This is a genomic window from Planctopirus limnophila DSM 3776 (genome assembly GCF_000092105.1).
Classification (GTDB): Bacteria; Planctomycetota; Planctomycetia; order Planctomycetales; family Planctomycetaceae; genus Planctopirus; species Planctopirus limnophila.
The window spans coordinates 5091943-5114773 of the sequence record NC_014148.1 but is presented as its reverse complement, the minus strand read 5'-3'; the positions used below and the strand labels follow the sequence as shown (position 1 = coordinate 5114773).

At 54.1% G+C, this 22831-nt stretch carries 15 protein-coding genes; 2 read left to right on the top strand and 13 right to left on the bottom strand.

Annotation, left to right across the window (positions count from 1 at the left end; all coding sequences use genetic code 11):
* Positions 1 to 64 precede the first annotated feature (64 nt).
* The 3 genes from nrfD to PLIM_RS20480 all read right to left on the bottom strand — a co-directional run bounded on the left by nrfD (position 65) and on the right by PLIM_RS20480 (position 5820).
* On the bottom strand, positions 65 to 1501 hold the full coding sequence (gene nrfD / locus PLIM_RS20490) for an NrfD/PsrC family molybdoenzyme membrane anchor subunit (protein WP_013112226.1): 1437 nt from the start codon (positions 1499 to 1501) through the stop codon (positions 65 to 67).
* Between the two features lie 128 nt (positions 1502 to 1629).
* Positions 1630 to 4929, bottom strand: a complete 3300-nt coding sequence (locus tag PLIM_RS20485) for a TAT-variant-translocated molybdopterin oxidoreductase (protein WP_013112225.1) — start codon at positions 4927 to 4929, stop codon at positions 1630 to 1632.
* 201 nt (positions 4930 to 5130) lie between these two features.
* Positions 5131 to 5820 carry a cytochrome c3 family protein gene (locus tag PLIM_RS20480; protein ID WP_041402376.1) on the bottom strand — a complete coding sequence of 230 codons (690 nt, stop codon included), beginning with the start codon at positions 5818 to 5820 and terminating at the stop codon, positions 5131 to 5133.
* 561 nt (positions 5821 to 6381) lie between these two features.
* Here PLIM_RS20480 and PLIM_RS20470 point away from each other — a divergent pair.
* Together PLIM_RS20470 and glgX are read left to right on the top strand one after the other, a co-directional pair.
* Complete coding sequence (locus PLIM_RS20470) at positions 6382 to 8328, top strand: hypothetical protein (RefSeq protein WP_013112223.1); 1947 nt, start codon at positions 6382 to 6384, stop codon at positions 8326 to 8328.
* Positions 8329 to 8452: 124 nt separating this feature from the next.
* On the top strand, positions 8453 to 10591 hold the full coding sequence (gene glgX / locus PLIM_RS20465) for a glycogen debranching protein GlgX (RefSeq protein ID WP_013112222.1): 2139 nt from the start codon (positions 8453 to 8455) through the stop codon (positions 10589 to 10591).
* A gap of 169 nt (positions 10592 to 10760) precedes the next feature.
* Here glgX and PLIM_RS20460 read toward each other — a convergent pair whose 3' ends face one another.
* The 10 genes from PLIM_RS20460 to PLIM_RS20415 all read right to left on the bottom strand — a co-directional run bounded on the left by PLIM_RS20460 (position 10761) and on the right by PLIM_RS20415 (position 22599).
* Positions 10761 to 11429 carry a hypothetical protein gene (locus PLIM_RS20460; protein WP_013112221.1) on the bottom strand — a complete coding sequence of 223 codons (669 nt, stop codon included), beginning with the start codon at positions 11427 to 11429 and terminating at the stop codon, positions 10761 to 10763.
* Positions 11430 to 11499: 70 nt separating this feature from the next.
* Positions 11500 to 12261: a lysophospholipid acyltransferase family protein gene (locus PLIM_RS20455; RefSeq protein WP_013112220.1), complete on the bottom strand. Its 762-nt coding sequence runs from the start codon at positions 12259 to 12261 to the stop codon at positions 11500 to 11502.
* A 59-nt stretch (positions 12262 to 12320) separates the two neighbouring features.
* Positions 12321 to 14471 carry a tetratricopeptide repeat protein gene (locus tag PLIM_RS20450; protein ID WP_013112219.1) on the bottom strand — a complete coding sequence of 717 codons (2151 nt, stop codon included), beginning with the start codon at positions 14469 to 14471 and terminating at the stop codon, positions 12321 to 12323.
* Positions 14472 to 14749: 278 nt separating this feature from the next.
* Positions 14750 to 15259: a hypothetical protein gene (locus PLIM_RS20445; protein ID WP_013112218.1), complete on the bottom strand. Its 510-nt coding sequence runs from the start codon at positions 15257 to 15259 to the stop codon at positions 14750 to 14752.
* Between the two features lie 7 nt (positions 15260 to 15266).
* The gene (locus tag PLIM_RS20440; protein WP_041402368.1) at positions 15267 to 15464 is read right to left on the bottom strand and encodes a hypothetical protein; all 198 of its coding nucleotides are present in this window, start codon (positions 15462 to 15464) and stop codon (positions 15267 to 15269) included.
* 29 nt (positions 15465 to 15493) lie between these two features.
* Positions 15494 to 16249: an RsmE family RNA methyltransferase gene (locus PLIM_RS20435; RefSeq protein WP_013112217.1), complete on the bottom strand. Its 756-nt coding sequence runs from the start codon at positions 16247 to 16249 to the stop codon at positions 15494 to 15496.
* A gap of 57 nt (positions 16250 to 16306) precedes the next feature.
* Positions 16307 to 17230 (bottom strand): peptide chain release factor N(5)-glutamine methyltransferase, encoded by a 924-nt coding sequence (gene prmC, locus PLIM_RS20430; protein WP_013112216.1) that lies wholly within the window; start codon positions 17228 to 17230, stop codon positions 16307 to 16309.
* A gap of 340 nt (positions 17231 to 17570) precedes the next feature.
* The gene (locus tag PLIM_RS20425; protein ID WP_013112215.1) at positions 17571 to 18644 is read right to left on the bottom strand and encodes a metallophosphoesterase; all 1074 of its coding nucleotides are present in this window, start codon (positions 18642 to 18644) and stop codon (positions 17571 to 17573) included.
* Between the two features lie 192 nt (positions 18645 to 18836).
* Positions 18837 to 20234: a DUF1501 domain-containing protein gene (locus PLIM_RS20420; protein WP_013112214.1), complete on the bottom strand. Its 1398-nt coding sequence runs from the start codon at positions 20232 to 20234 to the stop codon at positions 18837 to 18839.
* An 85-nt stretch (positions 20235 to 20319) separates the two neighbouring features.
* A complete protein-coding gene (locus tag PLIM_RS20415) occupies positions 20320 to 22599 on the bottom strand; it encodes a DUF1549 and DUF1553 domain-containing protein (RefSeq protein WP_013112213.1) in 2280 nt (759 codons plus the stop codon).
* Between the last annotated feature and the right edge of the window lie 232 nt (positions 22600 to 22831).

Below are 22831 nucleotides of genomic sequence, written 5' to 3'. Positions count from 1 at the left end.
CCAACTTCGCTCTTAACCAGCACTGGAAGAAACCATAAAACTCAAATCGACTGAGACACGTTCATCAGTGAGCCGCATCGTGCTCGTGATGACCTACGGCATGATTGTGCTGATGCACCACACCCTTCACTTCGGCCATGGCCACGATGGGCAGGAACCGGCAGAAGAGCAGGAACAATGTGGTGAACAGCCCGAAACTGCCAATCAACGTGAGAATATCGACCCAGGTCGGGCTGTAGTAACCCCAGCTGGAAGGGAGGTAATCACGGCTCAACGAGATCACCACAATCACAAAGCGTTCGAACCACATCCCGATGTTCACGAAGATCGAAACGATCCACATGACCAGCGGTGATGTTCGACACTTCTTAAACCAGAAGACCTGCGGGCTGATCACGTTACAGGCAATCATCGTCCAATAGGCCCAGGCATAGGGGCCGAACATACGGTTGGTGAAGGCAAACTGTTCGTAAGGGTTACCGCCGTACCAGGCAATGAAGAATTCCATCGCATAGGCATAACCCACGATGGTGCCCGTCGCGAGGATCACCTTGTTCATGTTCTCCATGTGACGGAGAGTAATCAGGTGTTCCAGGCCGAAGAGTGCGCGGGCGGGAACCAGCAATGTGACCACCATCCCGAAACCGCCGAAGATTGCACCTGCGACGAAGTAGGGGGGGAAGATCGTGGTGTGCCAGCCGGGAATTTGTGAGGTCGCGAAGTCGAATGACACCACCGTATGCACAGAGAGCACCAGCGGCGTGGCCAGAGCGGCCAGGAGCAGATAAGCCCGCTCATAGCGATGCCAGTGGCGGGCAGAACCTGTCCAGCCGAGTGACAGCAGGCCGTAAAGATTGTACTTCCAGCGGGTTGTGGCTCGATCCCGGAAAGTGGCAAGATCGGGGATCATCCCCATGTACCAGAAGAGCAGCGAAACGGTGGCATAAGTCGAAACCGCGAAGACGTCCCACAGAAGTGGACTGCGGAATTGCGGCCAGATCGCATGCTGGTTCGGGCCATAAGGGATGAGGTAGTAAATCACCCAGATACGCCCGACGTGAATCGTCGGGAACATCCCGGCACACACCACAGCAAAGATCGTCATCGCTTCGGCAGCACGGTTGATACTCGTACGCCAGTTCTGCCGGAAGAGGAACAGAATGGCTGAAATCAGCGTTCCAGCGTGCCCAATACCGACCCAGAACACGAAGTTGACAATATCCCACGCCCAGAAGACAGGCGAGTTGTTACCCCACACACCAATACCGGTGAAGAGGAGGTAAGTCACCATCAGCCCCAGCATCATCGTCAGCGAAGTCGAGATGGCAAACGCCACATACCACGCCAGCGGTGGGTGGGGTGACTCGGCAGCGTAGCAGACCGAATCGGTAATCTCGGCATAACTGCTGTTCCGAGTCACCAGCTCAGAACGCCGACCCGGTGTCTCGATTGTGTTGTCGATATCAACAACATCGAGCATCGTGGGAGAAATTGCTGCCATAGTATCTCACGCTCAGTGCGGGGAAATAAGTCAGTGTGTTGGTATCAGTTCGAATCAGTGCAAAATCAGCGGCTCTATCAATTCAACAGCTTTCAGTCATCCTGAAGCTGCCAGCTCAATTTCAGCTGTCAGCTCAACATAGTCCCCTTCAGGATGTCCTGGAGAGTGGCCTTACGGGCCGCAGCTTCTTTCTTGGCTTCTTCGGGCTTTTTCGTGGCTGGCTTTTCGGGATGGTCATGATCGTCGTGCCCATCCTTGCCGTGCGCATGATCGCCGTGCTTGGCTTCACCGTGACCATGATCATCGTGGCCATGACTGCCGTGCCCACCATGAGCGTGCTCAGAAGGTGGAGCGAGTTCCGGGTGGAGGTTGCGAATACGGGCCAGATACTTGGTGCGAGGTCTGGTATTGAGCTCTGCAAGAATCGCATAGGCTCGTGGCGAGTTGTGATTCTTGCTGACATTCCATTCGGGTTCACGAAGATCGCCGAACTCAATGGCTCTGGCGGGGCAGGCCTGCTGGCAGGCTGTCACAATCTCACCATCGCGAATTTCGCGCTGTTCGTTCTTGGCGACAATCTTGACGTGCTGAATCCGCTGGACGCAGTAGGTGCATTTTTCCATCACACCACGTTCGCGAACGGTGACTTCCGGATTGAGAATGAGGAGTGTCAGGTCCTGACCATCGGCCTGAGCTGTCTCGTACTTCTTGTTGTAATCGAGGAAGTTAAAGCGGCGAACCTTGTAGGGGCAGTTGTTCGCACAGTAGCGCGTACCGACACAGCGGTTGTACGCCATGTCATTGAGCCCTTCGGGGCTGTGAGCCGTCGCTGCCACAGGGCAAACCTGCTCGCAGGGAGCGTTTTCACACTGCTGACAGGTGAGTGGCTGCATGACCATCTGCGGGTCGCTGTCGGGACCTTTGAAATAGCGGTCAATCCGCAACCAGTGCATTTCGCGACCGCGGGCCACCTGATCGCGACCGACAATCGGCACGTTGTTTTCCGACTGGCAGGCAATCGTGCAGGCATTGCAGCCCACGCACTTCGAGAGATCAATCGACATCCCCCAGGCGCGGTTTTCCTTAGATAACTGCCAGGGTTGATCGGGCCAGAGCGAATCCAGCGGTGGAATGTGAACCACATGCTGGGCAAAGTCGGGATGAGCCTTATAGTCTTCGAGTGTCCCTTCCCGCACCAGTTTGCCCACTGTTTGAGCCACTTGTTTCATGCCACCCACATCAATGTTGTGGTGATCCTGAGTGGTGGCGAGCTTGTAGGTACGGCCCGTTTTGGCAACCTTGGCACCCACGACGAGGTTGGCACCGGCTGGCTTGATCGAGGCGGTATCGACGCCCACAGGATCAACGTCAGCCGAGATCAGCCCACCGACATGACCGGCGGCTGTGCGACCATACCCGATGGCCACACCAATCGAATTGAGAGCCTGACCTGGCAGCAAGTAGACTGGCAGATCGATCGAGTCTTTACCCATGGCCAGCGAAATCACTTCGCCGTAGCCAACTTTGAGTTCTTTGGCAGTCTCAGGGCTGATGACGGCTGCGTTATCCCACGTGATCTTGGTGAGAGGATCGGGGGCCTCCTGCAACCAGCCATTGTTGGCAAACCGGCCATCAAACGTGCTGGTGGAAGGGACGAAGACCACTTCGATCTCATTGCTGGCACTGGCAGCTGGCTCTGGAAGCTCCAGACCTTCCTTGAGAGCGACTTCGACAACGGAAATCTCTTCTTCCTTGCGGAAGCCATCATGAGCCAGCCGACGGAATTCTTCGGTAAAGCCAGCAGCCGGAAGAATGTTCTTCAGCGTGGCCCGCACAATATCCAGCGATACAACATCGGCTTCGCCAGCGGTTTCAGCCAGCACTTCCAGATCGGACTTGGTGCTGAAAATCGGCGAGATCAGCGGCTGACGCAGCATCAACCGGCCATCCCACGACTTCAGGTCAGCCCACGATTCCAACTGGTGCGAACGAGCCAGGTGCCAGGTACTGGCAAGTGAGGTCTCATCGACATACTCACTCAAATGAATCCGGTGCTTCACCTTGGCGTAAGCTTCGGCAAAGCCAATTTCTTTCGGAGCGGCATAGACGGGGTTACCACCCAGCACCAGTGCGATATCAACCTGACCAGCGGCCATCTCAGCCGTCAGGGCCTTCAGCTGCTCAGCTGATGAAGGAGCGGCCTGATCGCCCGTTGATGTGGGATCGGCGATAAAGCGAACGGTCTTGCCGATGTTGCCCAAAGTACTGTTGAGGCGGTGAGCACGGGCCTGGACATCTTCGCCGTGGAGCAGGCCGACAACGACCAGCGATTTCCCTTTGCTGGCCACAAGATCGCCAGCGGCAGCATGAATCCAGCGCTGCTCTGGCTCACCCTCTTTAGCACTGAGTGTTTTTCCAGAGAGAACATCGCCAACGGCCTTTTCCAGTTTGGCCAGGAGGCTGGCCATATCGGCACTCCGCACAGCCAGTCGATGATCCGCAGCGCCGCCTGCGCTGGAGAGCTGACTTTCGGCCACATACATGCGGTTCATGGGGCCAGCTTCGGGGTCACGCCGGAGAGCCCACTGCCGTAGATTGGCTGTAGCCTGGGGATGACTGCCAAACAGGTCGGCATCGAGAGCGATAATCGTGTCGGCTTCGGTGAGATCGATCACTGTGCGAAGTGGCTTACCAAAGGCTTTGACTGTACCGAGACGGTCGTTGTCGAAACTCACAGACTCATATTCGTACCACTTGGCTTCCGGGAACTTGGCCAGAAATGCTTCTTTGAGGCGGGCTCGCGATGCAGACGAACTGATTTCAGCGAGAACTCGCAGACCTTTGCCGCCAGATGTCGCAGCGGCAGGAAAGAGCTTGCTGGCGAACGAGTTGTAACTATCCCAACTGGAAGGAGAGGCTTTGCCTGCCTTGATTTCTGCTACATCGCGGGAACGATCGGGATCGTACAGATGAAGGAGCATCGCCTGGGTGTAGCCGTCGCTGCCGCCGCCATTTAAAGGATGCTCAGGATTACCATCGACCTTGATCGGACGACCATCGAAGGCGGTCACTTCCAGAGGACGGACAACACCACCAATTTCGAAGGCAGTGGCAAACTTTTGAGGTTCGCCAGGAATACGATCCGAGGGGCGATTAACGAAAGGAGCGATGATTTCGCGCTCCCAGCGGCAACCACTGACACCGGCTAAAGCCAGCGAAGCACCCATGATCTGCAGCCACCGACGGCGGCTGACCCCTGTTGGGAATTCAGAAGCCGCGACTGGAAATTCGCGATGCAGAAATTCGACGAACTCAGGGGTCTGCTCCAATTCATCGAGACTTCGCCAATATTCATTGGGAATGAACGACTGGCTCCGCAGACCGGGAACATCGGCACTTTTCGACGGCGAATTAGCGGCAATCGACATGGTCGTATGGATCTCTTCAGCGGGCAATTGGCTGGCAACCGGGCGTTTGAAAATTGCTGTCGGATCACTTTTGAAAGCTGCGAACTGATTTCAGTCGGCAGGGCTCAACACAGCTCATCCAGATCAGCGGCTCCTCGCAAACGGATCATTTCAACAGACAAATCAAGAAACAGTCAGAGTCAAAGGTCAAAATTGTCAGGACTATCGGTGGCAGGTCGAGCAGTTTTCCTTGGTCTGGATGTGGAGATTCTTTTTAATCTCAGCTCCAATCGCCTCGGCCGACTGACCTTCTGGGGGAGCCCAGTCCATTTGTGTGACCAGTTCTGGTGGCCTCAAGTTTGGCTCTGGATTGCGATGACACTCCAGACACCACGCCATCGAGAGGGGCTTTTTCTGCTGGACTTCTTCCATTTTGTCGATGCGGCCGTGACAAGAAACACAAGCCACACCTCGGCGAACGTGAGCACTGTGATTGAAGTAGGCATAGTCGGGCAGATCGTGGATCTTCACCCACAAGACTGAGTTGCCCGAGGCATAGCTCTCACGGACGGGGAGCAGTTTGGGGCTCTTCGAACGCACTGCTGTGGTGGTGATCGTGCCATTTTCATCAGCACCGCGGTGGCATTTGATGCAGGTGGCGGTTGATGGCACTGCAGCAAAGGCAGCGCGATCGACCGTGTTATGGCAGTACCGGCAATCCATCTTCAGCTTGCCGGCATGCAAGGCATGGCTGAAGGGAACAGGTTGAGTCGGCTGGTAACCAACATCGATGGTCCAGGGACTTGCCCCGACAAACAGCATTCCACCCACATACAACGCACCGAATGCCAGGAGCCCCCCAACGACAGGGAGAAGACGATCCAGCCATGTAGGAAAGCGAAACTTCTGCATTACTTCGCACCGGCCAATAGGTTCGATTGGATCAACTCGCGCGGCCGAAAGTCTCAAAGTTGACATGGGCATTGTCAGACACGTCGACTCGCACAATCGTCGAGAAGTGTGAAATCTGACAATATCCACGGCTCTGGAGCACTTCGGCACGCTAGGGATGTTAGAAGTCTGCACTCGTAAGAGCAATCACGAGAGGCGACATTCACTGCGATTTCCCGAAGTCGAAAACACCTTCGATTTCTCGCATCAACTTGAGCGAAAAATGAAACACCAGCAAAGTTTGACACACGTTCTAACTTATAAAACAGCAATAACTTACAGCCACCACTTGCCGCACCAACAACAGATCTTGAGAATCGGTGCACCCATGGCCCAGAATGACGACTTCGCGACTTTCTCAATTGTGAGAACGAAATTGGGGTTGTCTTCCTTTGGCGACTTCGTCTGATCACACAGATCCTCTGCCAGACCTGCGAGTGGAAGATGATTTCACCAACTCAGCATTCTGTGAATCTGTGGGATTTTTCGCTTTAATGCCCTCGTCTTGGACCGGACTTTATTTTGCCAGTCACAACCCTCCTGAAGTTCCGCCAGGCGATGACAGCCCCTGCCACTTCCGAAAACATCGCTCCCAAAAGAATCCTGCGAATGCTGGGCCTGTTTGTGATGATGTCGGCTTTCATCGCGTTCGCCGCATGCCCCTTGTCTTCGACCCTTGCCAGCGATCAACCGATCGTCATACATCCGTCAACGAAGTCATTTCGCCAGACCCATCCCGATCTCTGGGTCGGCATCGATGGATTGGGACGGCAAGTTGTTCCCGCTCCAGGCACAGCGGAACATTCGGTGCCGCCAGCTCGATCAGGACGATTTGTCGGAATGTTCTACTTTGTATGGCTGACCCCGCAGAGCAGAGCTGAGCCTTTTTTGATTGAAGAGATTGTACAGAAGCCTCCCCATCAGCGGGAATGGGGGCCAGTGCATGCCTTTCACTGGTGGGGCAAACCTTGGTTCGGTTTTTACCGCAGTGATGACCGCTGGGTGATGCGTCAGCATGCGTTTCTGCTGAATGATCTGGGGGTGGATGTCATTCTGATTGATGTGACCAATGCACTGACATACGACGAGCAGGTTCAGGCACTTTTTGAAACCTGGAGTGAACTGCGACAAGCAGGGCAGAAGACACCACAGATCGCATTTCTGGCAAATTCGCACGCGCAAAAGACCGTGCAGCACCTGCTGGAGAAGTGGTACTTACCTCAAAAGTTCCCGGAACTCTGGTTTCGCTGGCATGAAAAGCCACTGCTGCTGATGCCACTCGACGAAGCAACCCCCGAAATGCGACAGCGTTTTGAAATTCGCCATTCATGGGCATGGACCAAGGGGCAAAAGTGGTTTGGAGATGGACAATATCGCTGGCCGTGGCTGGACCATACTCCACAGGGTTTTGGCTGGAGTACGGCCCCCCAAAAACCTGAGCAGATCAGCGTTTCTGTTGCAGAACATCCCGTTTCGAATATCGGTCGCAGTTTTTCGAAAGGGCATCAACCGGCTGAACAGGAGTTGAAAACGGTCGAGGGGCTTCACTTCCGCGAACAATGGCAACGGGCTCATGAAGTGGATCCGGAATTTATTCTGATTACGGGCTGGAATGAGTGGATCGCCCAGCGATTCATCAGTCCGGGAGGGCAGCCGTTCCTGGGGCGTCCCACACAGAAGGGAGAGACGTTCTTCGTCGATCAGTTCTCAGCAGAATTCAGTCGGGATATCGAACCGGCAGCCGGCCCGCTGGCAGATCATTACTACTACCAGACCATGGCCGAGATCCGGCGATTCAAAGGGACGGGAGTTCCGTTTGCCGCTTCGATCCCGCATCAAATCATTGATCCGACGAGTCTGGCAGACTGGCAGAAGTCCAACGTCTGTTATCTCGATGATCTCAATGACAGCCCGGCCCGCAGCTCTGCCTCGTGGGTCTATGGGGCACCACGAATCGAGCAACCTGCCGCTGCGTGCGATCTGGAAAGCTCAGCTGTCGGGTTTGATGGAACGAGCTATTGGGTTCAAACAAAGTTCAGGCAACAGGACGAAAAGTCTTTTGTCCTGGAACTCTGGCTGGATCTGGATGGCAAGTTTGAAACCGGGCCATGCGGATTTGAGACGATGGCACGCATTGATACAGGGAACCGAAATTCGGGGCGCACCACTTTTCACCAGCTGGTTGATGCCACCCCACCTGCTGAGCATTCAACCATCGAGAAGTCATCCGAAGCGACAAAGATGGTCGTGTCCAGAGATTTTGCCGCTATTCAACTGAGTACTGAACGAATCCACCGAAATTCAGCAGGTTTGGCGCAGTTCCGCTGGAAGTGGTACTCCCCGCCGGACCACAGTTCACTTGATCAGAGTTCAGAATCTGCAATTCCCGGCCATCACCCGTTCATTGCAGGAGATTCTGCTCCCAATGGACGATTAGGATATCTCTACCGGGAAGAGAGAATTCCATGAGGATGAACTCTCTGGAAGAAATCCTGGCAACGCCGAGAGATCCGATGACTTCTGAAAAGAGTTATTCTGTATAACTTTTTGCTCATTTCCATGTTCTCAAGATCATTTTGTAAGGCCATGAACGATGCGAGTCTGGGCAGGTCGACCTTATCCACTGGGAGCTAACTGGGATGGTGCGGGAGTTAACTTTGCGCTCTTCTCCGAGAATGCCACCAAGGTGGAACTCTGCCTGTTCGATTCCGGAGATTCTCTGAGTGAATCCAGCCGCATTGAACTTCCTGAACAGACAGATCAGGTCTGGCATGGCTATTTTCCAGAACTTCGCCCGGGCCAGCTTTATGGCTACCGTGTGTACGGCCCCTACGACCCTGCACATGGCATGCGGTTTAATTCGAATAAACTCTTGCTCGATCCTTATGCAAAAGCGATTGGACGCGATCTTTACTGGCATGACTCCGTCTTTGGTTATGAGGTCGGCAGTAGAAATGAAGATCTCAGTTTCGATGCTCGCGACAGCGCTCCTTATGCTCCTTTAGCTCTTGTGGTGGAAGAGGCATATACCTGGGGTGATGACCGTTCACCTCGCACGCCATGGCATAACACGATTATCTACGAACTGCACGTTAAGGGTTTTACTCAACTGATGCCGGGAGTTCCTGATAAGCTGCGGGGAACTTATGCAGGGCTGGCTTCTGCCGCTGCGATTGATCATTTAAAAAAGCTGGGAGTCACAGCCGTTGAGCTGATGCCGATCCATCATCATGTCGATGAGCATGGATTGCATTTGCGTGGCAAGACTAACTACTGGGGATACAATACACTCGCTTATTTCGCCCCTAGTGTTCGATTCAGTTCAGTCAGGCACCCGTTGTTTGCCGCTCATGAATTCAAGTCGATGGTGCGGACGCTGCATGCCTCCGGGATCGAAGTGATTCTCGACGTCGTCTACAACCATACGGCTGAAGGCAATCAGCTCGGGCCGACACTCTCTTTACGCGGGATTGATAACACCGCTTATTATCGATTAATGGGAGATAACGGCCGCTACTATATGGATTTCTCCGGTTGTGGTAATACTCTAAATATGCGTCATCCCCGCGTGCTGCAACTGGTCATGGACAGCCTGCGCTACTGGGTGACAGAAATGCATGTCGATGGTTTTCGCTTTGACCTGGCGAGTGCTTTAGCCCGTGAACTCTACGAAGTCGATAAGCTGGGAGCCTTCTTTGATATCATTCATCAGGATCCCGTGCTTTCCCGGGTGAAATTGATTGCTGAGCCCTGGGATGTTGGCCCGGGCGGATATCAGGTCGGCAACTTCCCGACTGGCTGGACCGAGTGGAACGGGAAGTACCGCGATTGCATGCGACGTTTCTGGCGTGGCGATGGTGGTACGATTGGTGAGACAGCCACCCGGCTCACCGGGTCAAGCGATCTGTATGCCCACAGTGGACGCAGACCCTATGCCAGCGTGAATTTTATCACCTGTCACGATGGCTTCACCCTACACGACCTTGTTTCGTATGAACACAAACATAACGAGGCCAATGGCGAAGATAATCGTGACGGTGCGAACGATAATCACAGTTCTGGTTACGGCGCTGAAGGCGAGACGACCGATCCTGCCATCAATCGCGTTCGTATGCGGCAAATGAGAAATTTGTTGGGGACGCTACTGTTATCGCAAGGCGTTCCCATGATCTACTCCGGCGACGAAATCGGTCAGACCCAAAGAGGAAACAACAACGCTTATTGTCATGACAATTCGCTTTCGTGGGTTGATTGGAGTTTGCTGGAGAAGGAGAAAGACTGGTTCGAGTTTGTTCGCAAACTCATCAAGATTCGAAAATCTCAGCCCGCACTCAGACGCCGGCGATTCTTCTCGGGGCAAGGGATTCGTGGCGAGAATGTGAAAGATGTTTACTGGCTCTCGAGCGAAGGCCACGAAATCTCGGGGGATTACTGGAACCACGACTCTGTGAGATGTTTTGGCATGCTGATGGCGGGCGATGTGGAAGAGTTCGACGAAGTGGGGAATGCCATTCGAGGCGATAATTTACTGGTGCTATTCAATGCCGGGACGACGCCTGTTTCCTTCCAGTATCCTGTGGCAGGGCCGGCAGGCCCGAGTATGGATCTCATGATTGATACGGCCCGCCCACATGCAGTCCATGTCGCTTTTGATGCGGTTCATCCTTATCCGCTGGAAGATCGATCGCTGGCTCTGTTCCGCTGGAAACCCGCCACGCCAGAGATTTCGTAGCGACTAACGCCGAGATATCTATATCGATGTAACCCTTATCCGGGCCTTCTCCCAACGGAATGGGAAAGAAATAGAAGATGGTGCAATCCGTAGGAACTTCTTGCACCCTACCTAATGCATAGATGCCAACTCAATAAGAATTGGCTTGAAGTTGCAGGCGATTTGATGATTAAGCGGCGTGGGGCAGGTAGAGGACGCTGCGTTTTGAGAAGCCGACGGGGGCCCAGGCTCCTACAGTGCGGAAACACCAGGCAATCTTTTGAGCTGTCCAGCGGGGAACGTTCCATGCCAGGGCGAGTTCTGCTGTTGTAAACGGTGCGACAGGGAAGGGAGGTACAAGTTGTTCCAGATCGGCTGGAGTCCTCAGGAGGCAGCGCTCACGAATCTGTAGCAGGCGGCGGTCATCAACGACATGATCGGCTCGCCGGAATCGATGTCGGGCTTTGCGCGTACGGTCTTCTTCAATATCTACGAGAAGCAGTTCAATCTTCAATTGAGGATGTGGAAAGACGCGAAAGAGATGCATGAGTTCGTCGAACGCATCGAGCCATGAGCCGCGATAAGGACTTTTGCGAGGGGCGGCGTATTCACTCTGAGCGTTCTGTCGAGTTCTCAGCATGCGTGTCGCCACGATGGGTTTAACGACCAGAACGCGGTGATCCTGGAGAAGTGTTTGAATTTTGTGGCGAATGGCGGAGAGACCGGATTGCTGGATCTCGATGAGAGTGCCGCGAGAAATGGCATCGACACGGTAATCGCCCACACGTACTTCGCGCCGCTCTGCCGATTTGGCGTAGAGCAGTTTGAGTTGCTGGTGGAGCGTGGATTCGCGTCTCATGGCAGGTGTCTTGAAGTATGTGGACTGCTAATCAATCTGCCAGAGTTTTGAATCACTGCGATTGATGCCATCAGGCGGCGTGACGCTCGGAACCTGATATCTGAAGCTGTGGGGAGGCTGAACATGCTGTTTGTTCAGCCTCTATTTTCGAAGACTTCGCTGTCGTCGTAGAAGCTTCGAGTTCCGCATGGAGTTGATCCATGGCCTGCTGCAGATGATTGGTCCAATAAGTGATATCTTCTCGTGAAAGTTCCGGGGGGATAGAGATCGCTTCGCCTGAGACAATAATGATTTTCGAGAAGGGCTTGGGGATGACTATATCTGTCCACGAGCCTTTAATCCGCCAGACTCTGGAAGCCCAGTAAGCTGTGGGGACAATCCGCCTTTGCAGGTTAGAAGCCATGAAAATGGCTCCCTGTTTCATCTGACGACGTGGCCCCATCGGGCCATCGGGCGTAATCAGAATGTGATAGCCATCCGTCTGGGTGAGCATCTGCTTGAGAGCCGACGTTGCTCCTTTACGGCTCGAGCCACGAATGGCCTTGCCGCCGAGCATTTCAATGGCGGTGGAAAGAAATGAAGCGCCATCATGCCGGCTGACAAGACCGCAGCAGAGGTCGCTCCGACGGGCGGTGAAGGTCGGGAACAAGAGCAAGTCGTGCCAGACAGGGACGACATACCTCTCGGGTACATCAGGGCCAAAAGGACAATCGAGTCGTGTTTTGGGATCTGGCGAGCGATACTCGAGACGGCAGGTGGAGATAATCAGTCGCATGGTGCTGATGGCGAACCATGCACCACAGCGAATCAAAAATGGGCTTTGGATCTTCATGGCTGAGAGCTTACAGAAATCTCGAATGGAACGACGATGATCGGCATCTGAGAGATTTGTTATTGCCCGTAAGGCCAGGGGGGCGGCCCGCTGGTGGAATTGTTGGAAGTGCCCGAACGACCATCCACATTCAAGGAAGCAGTGGGCCGAACATTGGGTCGATTGGTACTTGCGGCAGGGCCATAGGGCCATGGCTCAGGTGAATTTCCATTGGAGCGGGACATGTTTCCGGTCGCCGAGCCCTGGCCAGAAGTTGAACTGCGCGGATCAGCTTCCTGTTGGAAGCCGGCGGGTTGAATTTGCGACGAGAGTTCATTTCCGGACTGAGTGACTGAGCCTTGAGTCGTTGAATTCCAGGGAGTTGAGTGAGGAGAGGCCCATTGGACTGAGGGGAACAGTGGTGGTTTTTCTGTGTCAGCCATACTTTGCTGATCAAAAGTTGAACTGCTCGAAGGGCCGGCCTGGATCTGAGGCATCGATGGCGGGGCCTGATTCATGGCGCCGTTCGCTTGAGGCCTATTGGCGAGTTGAGATGAGTCTCCCCAACTGGAGGCGGATGGTTGATTGCTGGTGGGGGAGTTCCACGGAACACTGGTGGTGGGCCAGACGCCTGCTGCGGCACTCGTGCCAGGCGGGTTCATGTTTCTCGTATCACCAGGCATCCCGGCAGGAGCCGTCGGACTGACTGTCGCTGGAGGATTGCCACCCCTGGAGAGGTTATTGCCTGAGAGGTTATTGCCTGCGGCCGGATCACGATATTCCCCAGGAGCTTGAGGCCAGGCCGTTTGCTGCGTCATTACGGGAAGTTGTGGTACCGATGGGCCACCTTGCTGTGCTGACGATGCCGCCGGAGTTCCATAATTGGAACTTGTGGGAAAAAGATTGCCCCAGCCCGAGTTCATGGCAAGTTCAGCAGCCAGAGCGGCTGAGTTCGTTTGCATGGGTGTTCCCAAAGAACGAGCTGCCATTGATTCTGGTGAATTGAACGATCCATTGGCAGTCGGCATGCCCTGAGCAGGTGGCGAAATGTTGGCCATTTGTGTTCGAGGCGCCAGACCTGTGGAGGGGACACTCGAAGAGCGGGGCGGGAAATCAGGGCTGGCTGTGTTTGTGGCAGCATTGCCTTGCCAGAAATCATTGCCAGATGGCTGAGAGTTCGACGAATTAGCGTTAGCGACTCCGGCGTTGGCAGGAGAACTGTTCATCCCATTCGATGCCATACCTGGAGATGACATTCCTGGAGATGACATTCCTGGAGATGACAGTGCCCAGGCATCGCTGGCAGTGGGGTTGCCTGCCGGTGGAATCATGGAGTTTGTGGATGTTGAACCTGCAGGTTGAGAGCCAGCGGGAGTGTTGGCCCATTCGGGCATCAGGTCATTTCGAGGCGTTCGACCTGCGGGAACTGCAGCCGCATTTCGATGGCTGGCCAGTTGAGTATCCTGTCCTGCAGGTGGGCCATCCGGAAAGAGTGTCGCCATATTCCGCTGGACTTCTTCTTCCGAGGCGACAGCCTGAAACATCGCCAGCGATTCGTCATAGCGGTTCTGTTTTCCGTAAACGAGACCGAGATTCAAATGGGCCACTCGGTGTTTGTTATCGGATTCGATGGCCTGCTTCAGATAGCCTTCGGCCCGGTCGAGTTCGCCGCGGAGAAAGTGAGAATAACCGACGTCGCTGAGGAGATTGGCATCTGTGGGCTTTCGTTGCATCGCCACGCGATAGTGTTGATCAGCCAGACGGTAATCTTCTCGACGGTCGGCGATCACAGCCAGACGATGATGAGCTTCTGCGTGTTGAGGCTCACTTAAGAGGACACTTTCGTAAGCGTCGACGGCCTGATCCCACTTCTGTTGCGATTCGTACTTGGCCCCATCTCTCATGAGATCACGAATCGATCGATTGGATGACAGGCGTGTGTTATCTCCAAACGGTTGATCCGGGTTTTCGAGCCGAGTGTCTTTTTTCTTTGAAGGAGAAGTTCCAGAACCACCGCGAAAGGCGACGGGAGTCTCTTTGCGAGAGCCCAGCAGATCTTCCAGCTCTTCCTGCTTGGGAGATTTCTTCCCGTCTGATTTGGAACTGGCAATTTTCGAGTTTGTGCTATCGGTGGATTTGGATTTCGAGCCGAAGAGACTCCCCTTCGAGGATGCGCACCCGGAGAAGGCGATCAGAACCGCCAGGGCCATGCCGATGATTTGTGGTCGCATACCCACCATCCTTGGTGTGCTACATTGAAGGCTCATCCTTGAGCCTGCTGGAAATTCTTCCCGGATTTGTAATGCCAGGAGAGATCTTCCGTGTCGACAAACTCCACGATTTGACGAACGAAAAAACAGGCGATCCTTGCCGATTTTTTTCGTTTCAGGCGGAACGTATTCGTTTCGACAAATCTTGTCGAGAGGAAGTCCGGGAGTGAGTGCACAGAAAATAATCGCTCAGCTCAAGAACGCTGATTCCAGTGTCATATCCTGGTGAGCCATGTAATTCAGGACTTCTTCCGCTTACTGGAAGCTGAAGAGTCGGAGTTTTGGGAAGGCTGGTTAAACTGGAGGTAGGATTTCTGTCGAGCGGCGGCATCGTGCCCAACTGGCGGCTGGGGTGGCGTAAAATCTGGCCATGAGAAACCAAAGTTGTAGCCACTATGGGGAGTCGCCCCATAGTGTGGCGACTGAGCAATGGAGGGATCGACCATGCCATCCTGTGGCGAAGTCCCTGTTTGAGACTGACTGCCAGAGGGGGAATCAACCGGGAGATGCATGCCCGGCGGTGGAGTTCCCGGAACCACAGTCGCGTGGCCGGGTGTCCCCATGGCGGTATGCTGGTGGAATTGCAGCGCTTTGTAATAGGTACTGCTGAACCCGCCCGGCTGATGGTAATCGGGCATCATGAAGCAGGAAGAACTGCTCGCACTCAACGATATCCACAGCATTCCTGCAATTGCACGCCTGGGCGTGAATTTTACCAGCAGCCAGCTTTGCTGATCATGTGCAAGCATGGCAGGTTCACATTCCTTGGGTGATCAGATTCACCAGCCGTTCAAGAGCCCGTTTCGATATCGAGATTATCGACAAAGAGAGGCGGGAGACTTCGCCGGAATACGGGATGATCTCAATCCGTGCCAATGATCGGCAATCTTGGCCGATAAACCGTCCCTTGAGCGACACCGTGGCGATGTGCAGCGACGTTTTGACGAGGTTCATTGAAAGTTTTCGCGAAGGCACCAGCAGTCTTAAAGTGAGAATTCATTCAGGGCGAGCGATGTGAGCGCAATTGCGGCTGTCTCTGTCCTCAATACAAATTGCCCCAGTCGCACAGGGCGCGCACCAGAGGTCATCAATTGCGATTCTTCTTCAGAAGTCCAGCCCCCTTCCGGGCCAATCAGAATCGCTAACGATGTATTTTCTAATGGCATGCGGGAATTTGCAGAGGCGATCGGCTGTGAATCGTTGGAGGCTTTTCGAGCGACAAGCGGAGCTTGCAAACTGCCGAACCATTGGGTCGGATGGTCTTTCCTGTTCAACCAGTCGGTCAAGCGCGCTGGTTCTTCGATCTCCATCAGCCAGTCGCGATGGGATTGTTTACAGGCACTGATCACGGTTTGCCGGAGTCTTTCCAGTTTGCTTTCTCGCGGATCGACGACCGATCTTTGAGTGATCAGCGGAACAAATCTCGATACGCCCAGTTCTGTCAGCTTTTCAACCATCCAATCGAGCCGATCCCCTTTGGGAGTCGCGACCAGCAGTGTCAATTGCAGAGCGGGTGGTGATGAGTGCTGGATGCCACTCACGATTCTGAGACCGACATCTTTGCGACCGGGACGGATGACTTCGGCTGTAGCCGAGTTTCCGTGCCCATCAAAGAGCACAATTTGCTGACCTGTTTTAACACGCAGCACATGGAGTGCGTGATGCGCTTCCGATCCTTCCAGGAGGAGTTCTCCAGAATCGAGAGGCTTCAGCAATTCGGGATGAAAAAATCGAGACATGACAGCCGCCAGCAATCGACAGTTCAAACTGCCAAAGTAAGTTCAGAAATCAGCCATTCAGGATCTTTTCTGCAGTTTCAGCACTCGCGGCAGTTGTGAAAGATCTTTGACAACCTGCACCAGCGACCAGTCAGGCTGGGCTTGTGCGTAATTCATCAGGGCTGGTGCCTGCTCGGAAGTGAATTCGAGAAGCATCCATCCCCCGGGAAGCAAATGTTTCGCTCCTTCAGCAATGAGAGGTCGCAGCAGATCCATGCCATCGGCCCCTCCGTCCAGTGCCAGCCTTGGCTCATGCCGGCGAACATCTTCCTCGAGTGATTCGATATCCGCAGTGGGAATGTAAGGGGGATTCGAAACAATCAGGTCAAAGGGTGGTTCGTTCTCCAGTGGTTCCAGTAGCGAGCCTTGCCGCAATTCCACGCGGTCGGCCAATGAATGACGTGCGAGATTTTGCCTCGCCACCGCCAGAGCTTTATCGGATAGATCCGTCGCAATCAGTTGGGCTGTGGGAAGCTGCCGGGCCAGAGTAATGGCCAGGCATCCTGAACCTGTACACAGATCGACAATCCGCCAAGAGCGAGATGCGACAGAAGCGGTGTCATCTGCGGGTGTGGGTTTGAGGCAGGAAATCGCTTCGACGATCAGTGTTTCTGAATCAGGTCGTGGAATGAGGACATCGGCATTCACAGAAAAAGAGAGACTGAAGAATTCGCGTTCACCCACCAGATAAGCGACAGGCTCTTGCCTGGCTCGCCTTTGGACGAGGTCGCGCATGCTGGCGCGAACTTCTTCCGTGAGTTCTTCATCATAGTGAGTGTAAAGCTGAATGCGATGACACTGACGGGCATGTGCCAGAAGAACTTCGGCATCCAGGCGCGGAGTGGCTGAGCCATGCTTTTTCAGATGAGCCGTCGTCCATTCCAGAACCTTGCGGATGGTCCATTGGCCGGAGTTTGCGGAAGCCTGAGAATCTGCAGTCACATTATCTCACTGGTAAAACAGACGCTGTTCGATCAAATTCCTCCCCAAGCGAGCAGCACCAGAGCTTATGACACCCAGATTCTGAAGCACGGGATTCAATGTCTATTGAACCAGCATTGGAGGAACTTTCCTACTGAAGGGGAGTGGAACTGGAAAGGGGGCAAGAGATTCTGGCGAACCGCCGCCAACGCGCATTCCCTGATTTCACTCAACAGCGTATGCGACACTTCCGTCTTTCGTGCCTTGCTTACGGCACGCTTTTGATTGACAAGAAGCTCCAGGCGTTGCACCGCCTATTGACGATTCCTTACGATAGAACAATCCCCATAAATACAGAGTCTTATTTAGATTTTTTCGATACAGGTGAACCCTTGAGTTCGAAATGGCTTTGCGTTGAATGATTGGATTTGTTCAGCACGGGTGAGTAATCCGTAACGGCAATCGTGCCATCCGTCTGGAATTCGAGCAATCTTAACCAGCCGTCACCGCCATGGGGCCTCACCTGGTAATTTACCAGCATCTGATGCACATCTCTGCCATCTGGTGTCTGGCTGGTGAGCCGCCCGAGGCCATCGTTCAGGACATGGCCATTGAGTGTGAGAATAAAGTTCTCATGCTGACTGACCAGCTGTTCCCACAGCTCGGCTCCATCGGTCACGTCGTCTCCAGTATTCTTTGCCACGGCGTAAGCATGCGGATTCCAGTTCTGCTTAGTCCCCAGGTTTTTCCAGTCATAGCGAGTATCATCATAGTACATATAGGCATGGGTAATCAGTATGACTTCATGAGCAGGATGGGCTTTGGCCACTTCGTTCGCCCAGCGGACCACATCCTTGCGTGGGCCAAATTCGAGGCATAGCACCAGAAACTTGCGTCCAGCGGTTTCAAAGTGATGATAGCTGTTCTCCATCCGCCCAGGCTCTTTGTCGTAGATTCCACCGAACGTGGGGAGATCTTGGAAACTGGCCAGTGGAAAGTATTCTGAAAAAAGTGTCTTGCGATCAGTGGCGCTTCCACCGGCACTGTAATCGTGATTCCCTGGCACCATAAAGTAGGGCACCTGCCCATCCAGTTGTTGCATAGCCGCCCGAGCAAGTTCCCATTCGATTTTTGAACTGGTGTTCGTGATATCTCCCAGATGCAAGACGGCCGCAATGTTTCGAGAGGCTTTTTGCTCGACAATCCAGCGAGTCTGGGCCAGAAAGGTTTCTGGAAATTTCTGGCTGTAGTTTTGCGTATCCGGGAGAACGGCAATCGTAAAGCTGCCAGGTTGAATCGCTGCTGGTGGGCCATCCACGAGCTTAGCGTCCTGGTAAGGATCGTTTTCGACGGCAACAGCCAGTTGCTGAATGGAGGGGAGAATCATTCCCGAGGCGGCGAGTTGAAGAATGGTGCGACGGCTGATTTCCGACATCGGATTCGATTCCTGAAGCAGGTTCTATCGTTGAAGCGAGTGCCTGATGGTCTGCGCTACTCATGAATAGAGACCTTAACTTGCGAGAGATTTCAAGTCTTCGCCGGACCACAAAAGCTCATCAAAATTTGATCTTCTCCCGGCAAGAATCTTTCTTTAGGCAACGATCCAACTCCAGGCGAAGATCCTGCTTTAAGCAAAGATTTCGGAGACAACGTGACCGAGCGCTGCAGCGAGTGGTCGATTGCCGCGATCTCGAAGTTCTGTCTCTGGTGGAACTCCGATCGCAGAGAACATCGTCGCTGCGAGATCGTCCAAAGCCACAGGATCTTTCTCAGGGAAAGCACCGGTCTTATCGGATGTGCCATGGACGTAGCCTTTTTTCGTCCCTCCACCCGCCAGCAGCACACTATAGCACTGCGGCCAGTGATCCCGGCTGATATTGGCATTGAGCCGGGGCGTGCGACCAAATTCGCCCATCCAGACAATGAGCGTCTGGTCGAGCAGGCCGCGTTCTTCCAGATCGAGAATCAATGTCGGTAATGTCTGATCCAGTAAGGGGAGGTGATAATCTTTGAGAATGGGATACATGCGGGTGTTATCAAATCCGTGGGTATCCCAGCCCTCTTCTTTACGTCGGCCACCAATACTCTTCGAGTAGTAGACACTGACAAACTTGACGCCGCGCTCGACGAGACGGCGTGCCAGGAGACAGCCTTGGCCATACTCCGTGCGACCATAGCGATCTCTAACGCTTGCTGACTCTTCATCAATCGCAAATGCCTGGCGGATTTTTGGCGAGTTCAGCATTGATACAGCACGGGAGTAATAATCTTCGAGGCCGCGTGCAGCGACTGCTGCATCGCCGAGTTTGGCCTGAGCGTTGATCATCTGCTGCAGTTGCCGACGATTTTCGAGCCGTGCCGTCGAAACGCCGGCTGGCAGGCTGAGTTCCGGCAAGCCGAAGCCTGGGGCATTTGGGTCAGCGGTGACGAGAAGAGGATCGTGCACTTTCCCCAGAAAGCTCGCGTGCTGGCCGGGGGTCACTTCGCCATCGCGAATGACGTGTGGGTAAGCCACAAATGTCGGCATGCCATTGGTATTGGGTGCATATCGATCCACCACAGAACCATAAGCCGGGAAGAGATCGAGCGTGTCGCGCAGGCGGATATCATCGACAGCGGGTGGATGGCCGGTGAGTGCATAGTAGGAGGCACTGTTGTGGTTCTTCATGGTGTGCCACACTGTGCGGAGCAATGTAACGCGATTCATGACCTCTGCCATTCGGGGCAGGTGCTCGCAGATTGACAGTCCTGGGACGGATGTCGAGATCGTTTCAAACTGGCTGCGGGTGCCATCCGGTGCCAGTGGCTTCATGTCGAAGGTATCAACATGGCTTGGCCCACCAAACTGGTAAAGAAAGATGACAGACTTCGCCGTCGACATGGCGGCCGGTAACTCAGCAGCCGCTTGATCCTGAGCGGCCAGCCACCGAGGTAAGGTCAACCCAAAACCAGCCATGCCACCGGCCGTTAATAACTGACGGCGAGGAAGTTTCTGACTCAACAATTTCTGTAGATGATGATTCATATTGCTACCACTCACTATCGCTTGCAAAAACCATCACTACAGAAACATAAGATGAATCGGCGGGCCAACTCTCAAGTAACGGGCGCTAATGCCTCAATAAAAATTCATCACTATTGAGCAAGGCCCATAGAATGTCTTCAAAGCCCTCACGAGGCGTGGGTGACTTCTCGATGTATTTCCTATGCGTTTCCGCTTCCAGGGAAGTGGGTGCTCGACTGATTGTGCGCCAGTAAAGTTCTTCAATGGCCGAGGGATCAGTCTCGCGATGATCTGTAGCGAGTGTTTTCAGAATGTTATCTGGATTGGTCACCCACTCCTGAATGAGTTTGCCGCCAATCAATTGAAATGTCTGGGTCAGTGTCGTTTCGGTGGTTCGCTCGCAATCGCACGATTGCAATCGTTGTGGCCGACCAAATTCTCGTAGAAATCGATCTGCCAAAGTGGTCTTTCCTCGCCGGAAAGCCATGGCCTGGACCCCTGGCAAGGCCTGAGCCCGCTGGATCTGCGGATGATCAGCAAAGTTTGGCCTTACGTCCGTCGCCTGACTGATGGCGTCGAGTAACTGCTCGGCACTTAATCGTTTGACGTAGCTATGCGAAAAGAAAACTTCGTCTCGCGAATTGCTGGGATTTGTTGTCGAACTCGATTGATAGACGGCTGAATTCGCAATCGTGTTCACCAGCCACTTCAGATCGCAATTGTGATGAACGAACTCGTCACTCAGCCAGCTGAGGAGTTCCGGGTGAGCGGCGGGGTTCGTGGCGCGAAAATCATCCACAGGCTCGACAATCCCTCGCCCCAGCATTTGCTGCCAGACACGATTGACGAAGACTTCGACAAACCGGCGATTATTCCTGCTCGCCAGCCACTGGGCCATGGGGAGCAATCGATCTTCCTCGGCATTCAAGGGCGGTAACTGATGATCAAGCAGACTCGGCTGCCTGGGCTGCCCTGTGCGAGGATCAGGAAACTGCTCTTTCATTTTCAGCAGAATAATCTGTTCGCCTTTGAACTCGTGCGCGTCATTAGTATCACCCCGCTGGTTTTCGACGATCTGGTAATCGATCTGCGAGAAAACATTCGACCAGGCGTAATAATCGTTCTGGCTCCATTGGTCGAAGGGATGATTATGGCATTTCGCGCATTGCAGCCGGGCACCGAGAAAAATCTGGGCAGTCGCTTCTGCTCGAGTCGCAGGGTCTCTCAATGCTCGATAATAGTTGGTTGCGGGGACGGTATAAGAACTTCCGCGGGCCGAAATCAGTTCTTGTACGAACTCATCGACGGGCTGATTTCTGGCAATCGCGTCTCGAATCCAGCCATGAAAAGCCGCCACCCCTTTGGCATCAAGAGTTTTCTCTTCGACACGCAAGAGGTCGCACCATTTGAGGGCCCACCAATCGGCGAACTCGGCACGAGCCAACAGGCTTTCAATCCACTTCTGCCGCTTCTGGGGATCTCCATTGTTGACGAAGTCGCGGGCTTCCTGAGGAGTGGGCAAGAGGCCAATCATGTCGAGTGTTGTGCGGCGGATAAACGTCTGGTCGTCGCACAAAGCCGAGGGTTCAATCTGCAATTCTCTTAACCGGCGGAAGACAATCTCATCCATAGGTGAGTGAGGTCGTCGCTCGACCGCAGCAGCATGAGCATGGGGTGGAAAAACGGCCAGACGAACAGTGACCTGCTGGTCGAGATACCTGGCCACAATCGCGTAGGCTCCAAACTCCTGCACACTCACCGATCCTTCGGGATCGATCTCGACGACTGGCTGTGAAGGTTCAAAGACGGTGAGCCGGGTGACGTTTTTTGTCGTACCATCAGAAAACCTGGCCAGCACTTCGAGACGAAAGGTCGCTTCGGCGGCGCTTGGCACAATCAGATCTCGCTGGCGTGGTGAGACTTCTATGCTTACCAGTTGCGGTGTCGAAGGTGGATCTTCTGGAGCACCGGCGGCAATCCAGCGGGAAAGAATCTCATGCTCGATGGTCCCTGCCGTTAATCGGCGCCCTCCTTCGTGCGGTACGAGCATCAACGGCTTTTCTAGTAGCAGACTTTTCTCAGCCTGGAAGGTGTCAATCCGGCGGCCCTGCCACTCATGCACAATGGCCTGGTAGTCGGCCGCAGGTTCCTGCCCTCGCAGGGAAAGCTGAAAGCCTCCCTTGCCGCGTGCATTCCCGTGACACGCTCCCTGATTGCACCCCGCCTTCGAAAGGACGGCCATCACTTCGTTGCGAAAGCTGGGGGCAGTTTCAGCCCGCACAGTTTCACAAACCATCAGAAACAAACCGAGCGCGACCACTCGGAGCCCATGGTTCCGGCAGCAGGAGGCAATGCCAATCTTCAAACTTGAGGCGGGGGCGGGCATGGCGTGGAACTCCGGCAAGAACGCATCAATGTGCGTTAATGAATACGATACCATCCTCGACGATCAGAACCAAGGTTTTGCCGCCCCATTTTCCGTTTTGGCGCCAGGACGCGGGAATCACCAGCTCGCTCCCGCTGAATCCAACCTATTCGTCAAACTTGCCAGCCGTTTTGGGACTGTTCGCCGTACTCTCATCGAAATCTTGCAGTCTTGGACAACCCGCGGATTTGCC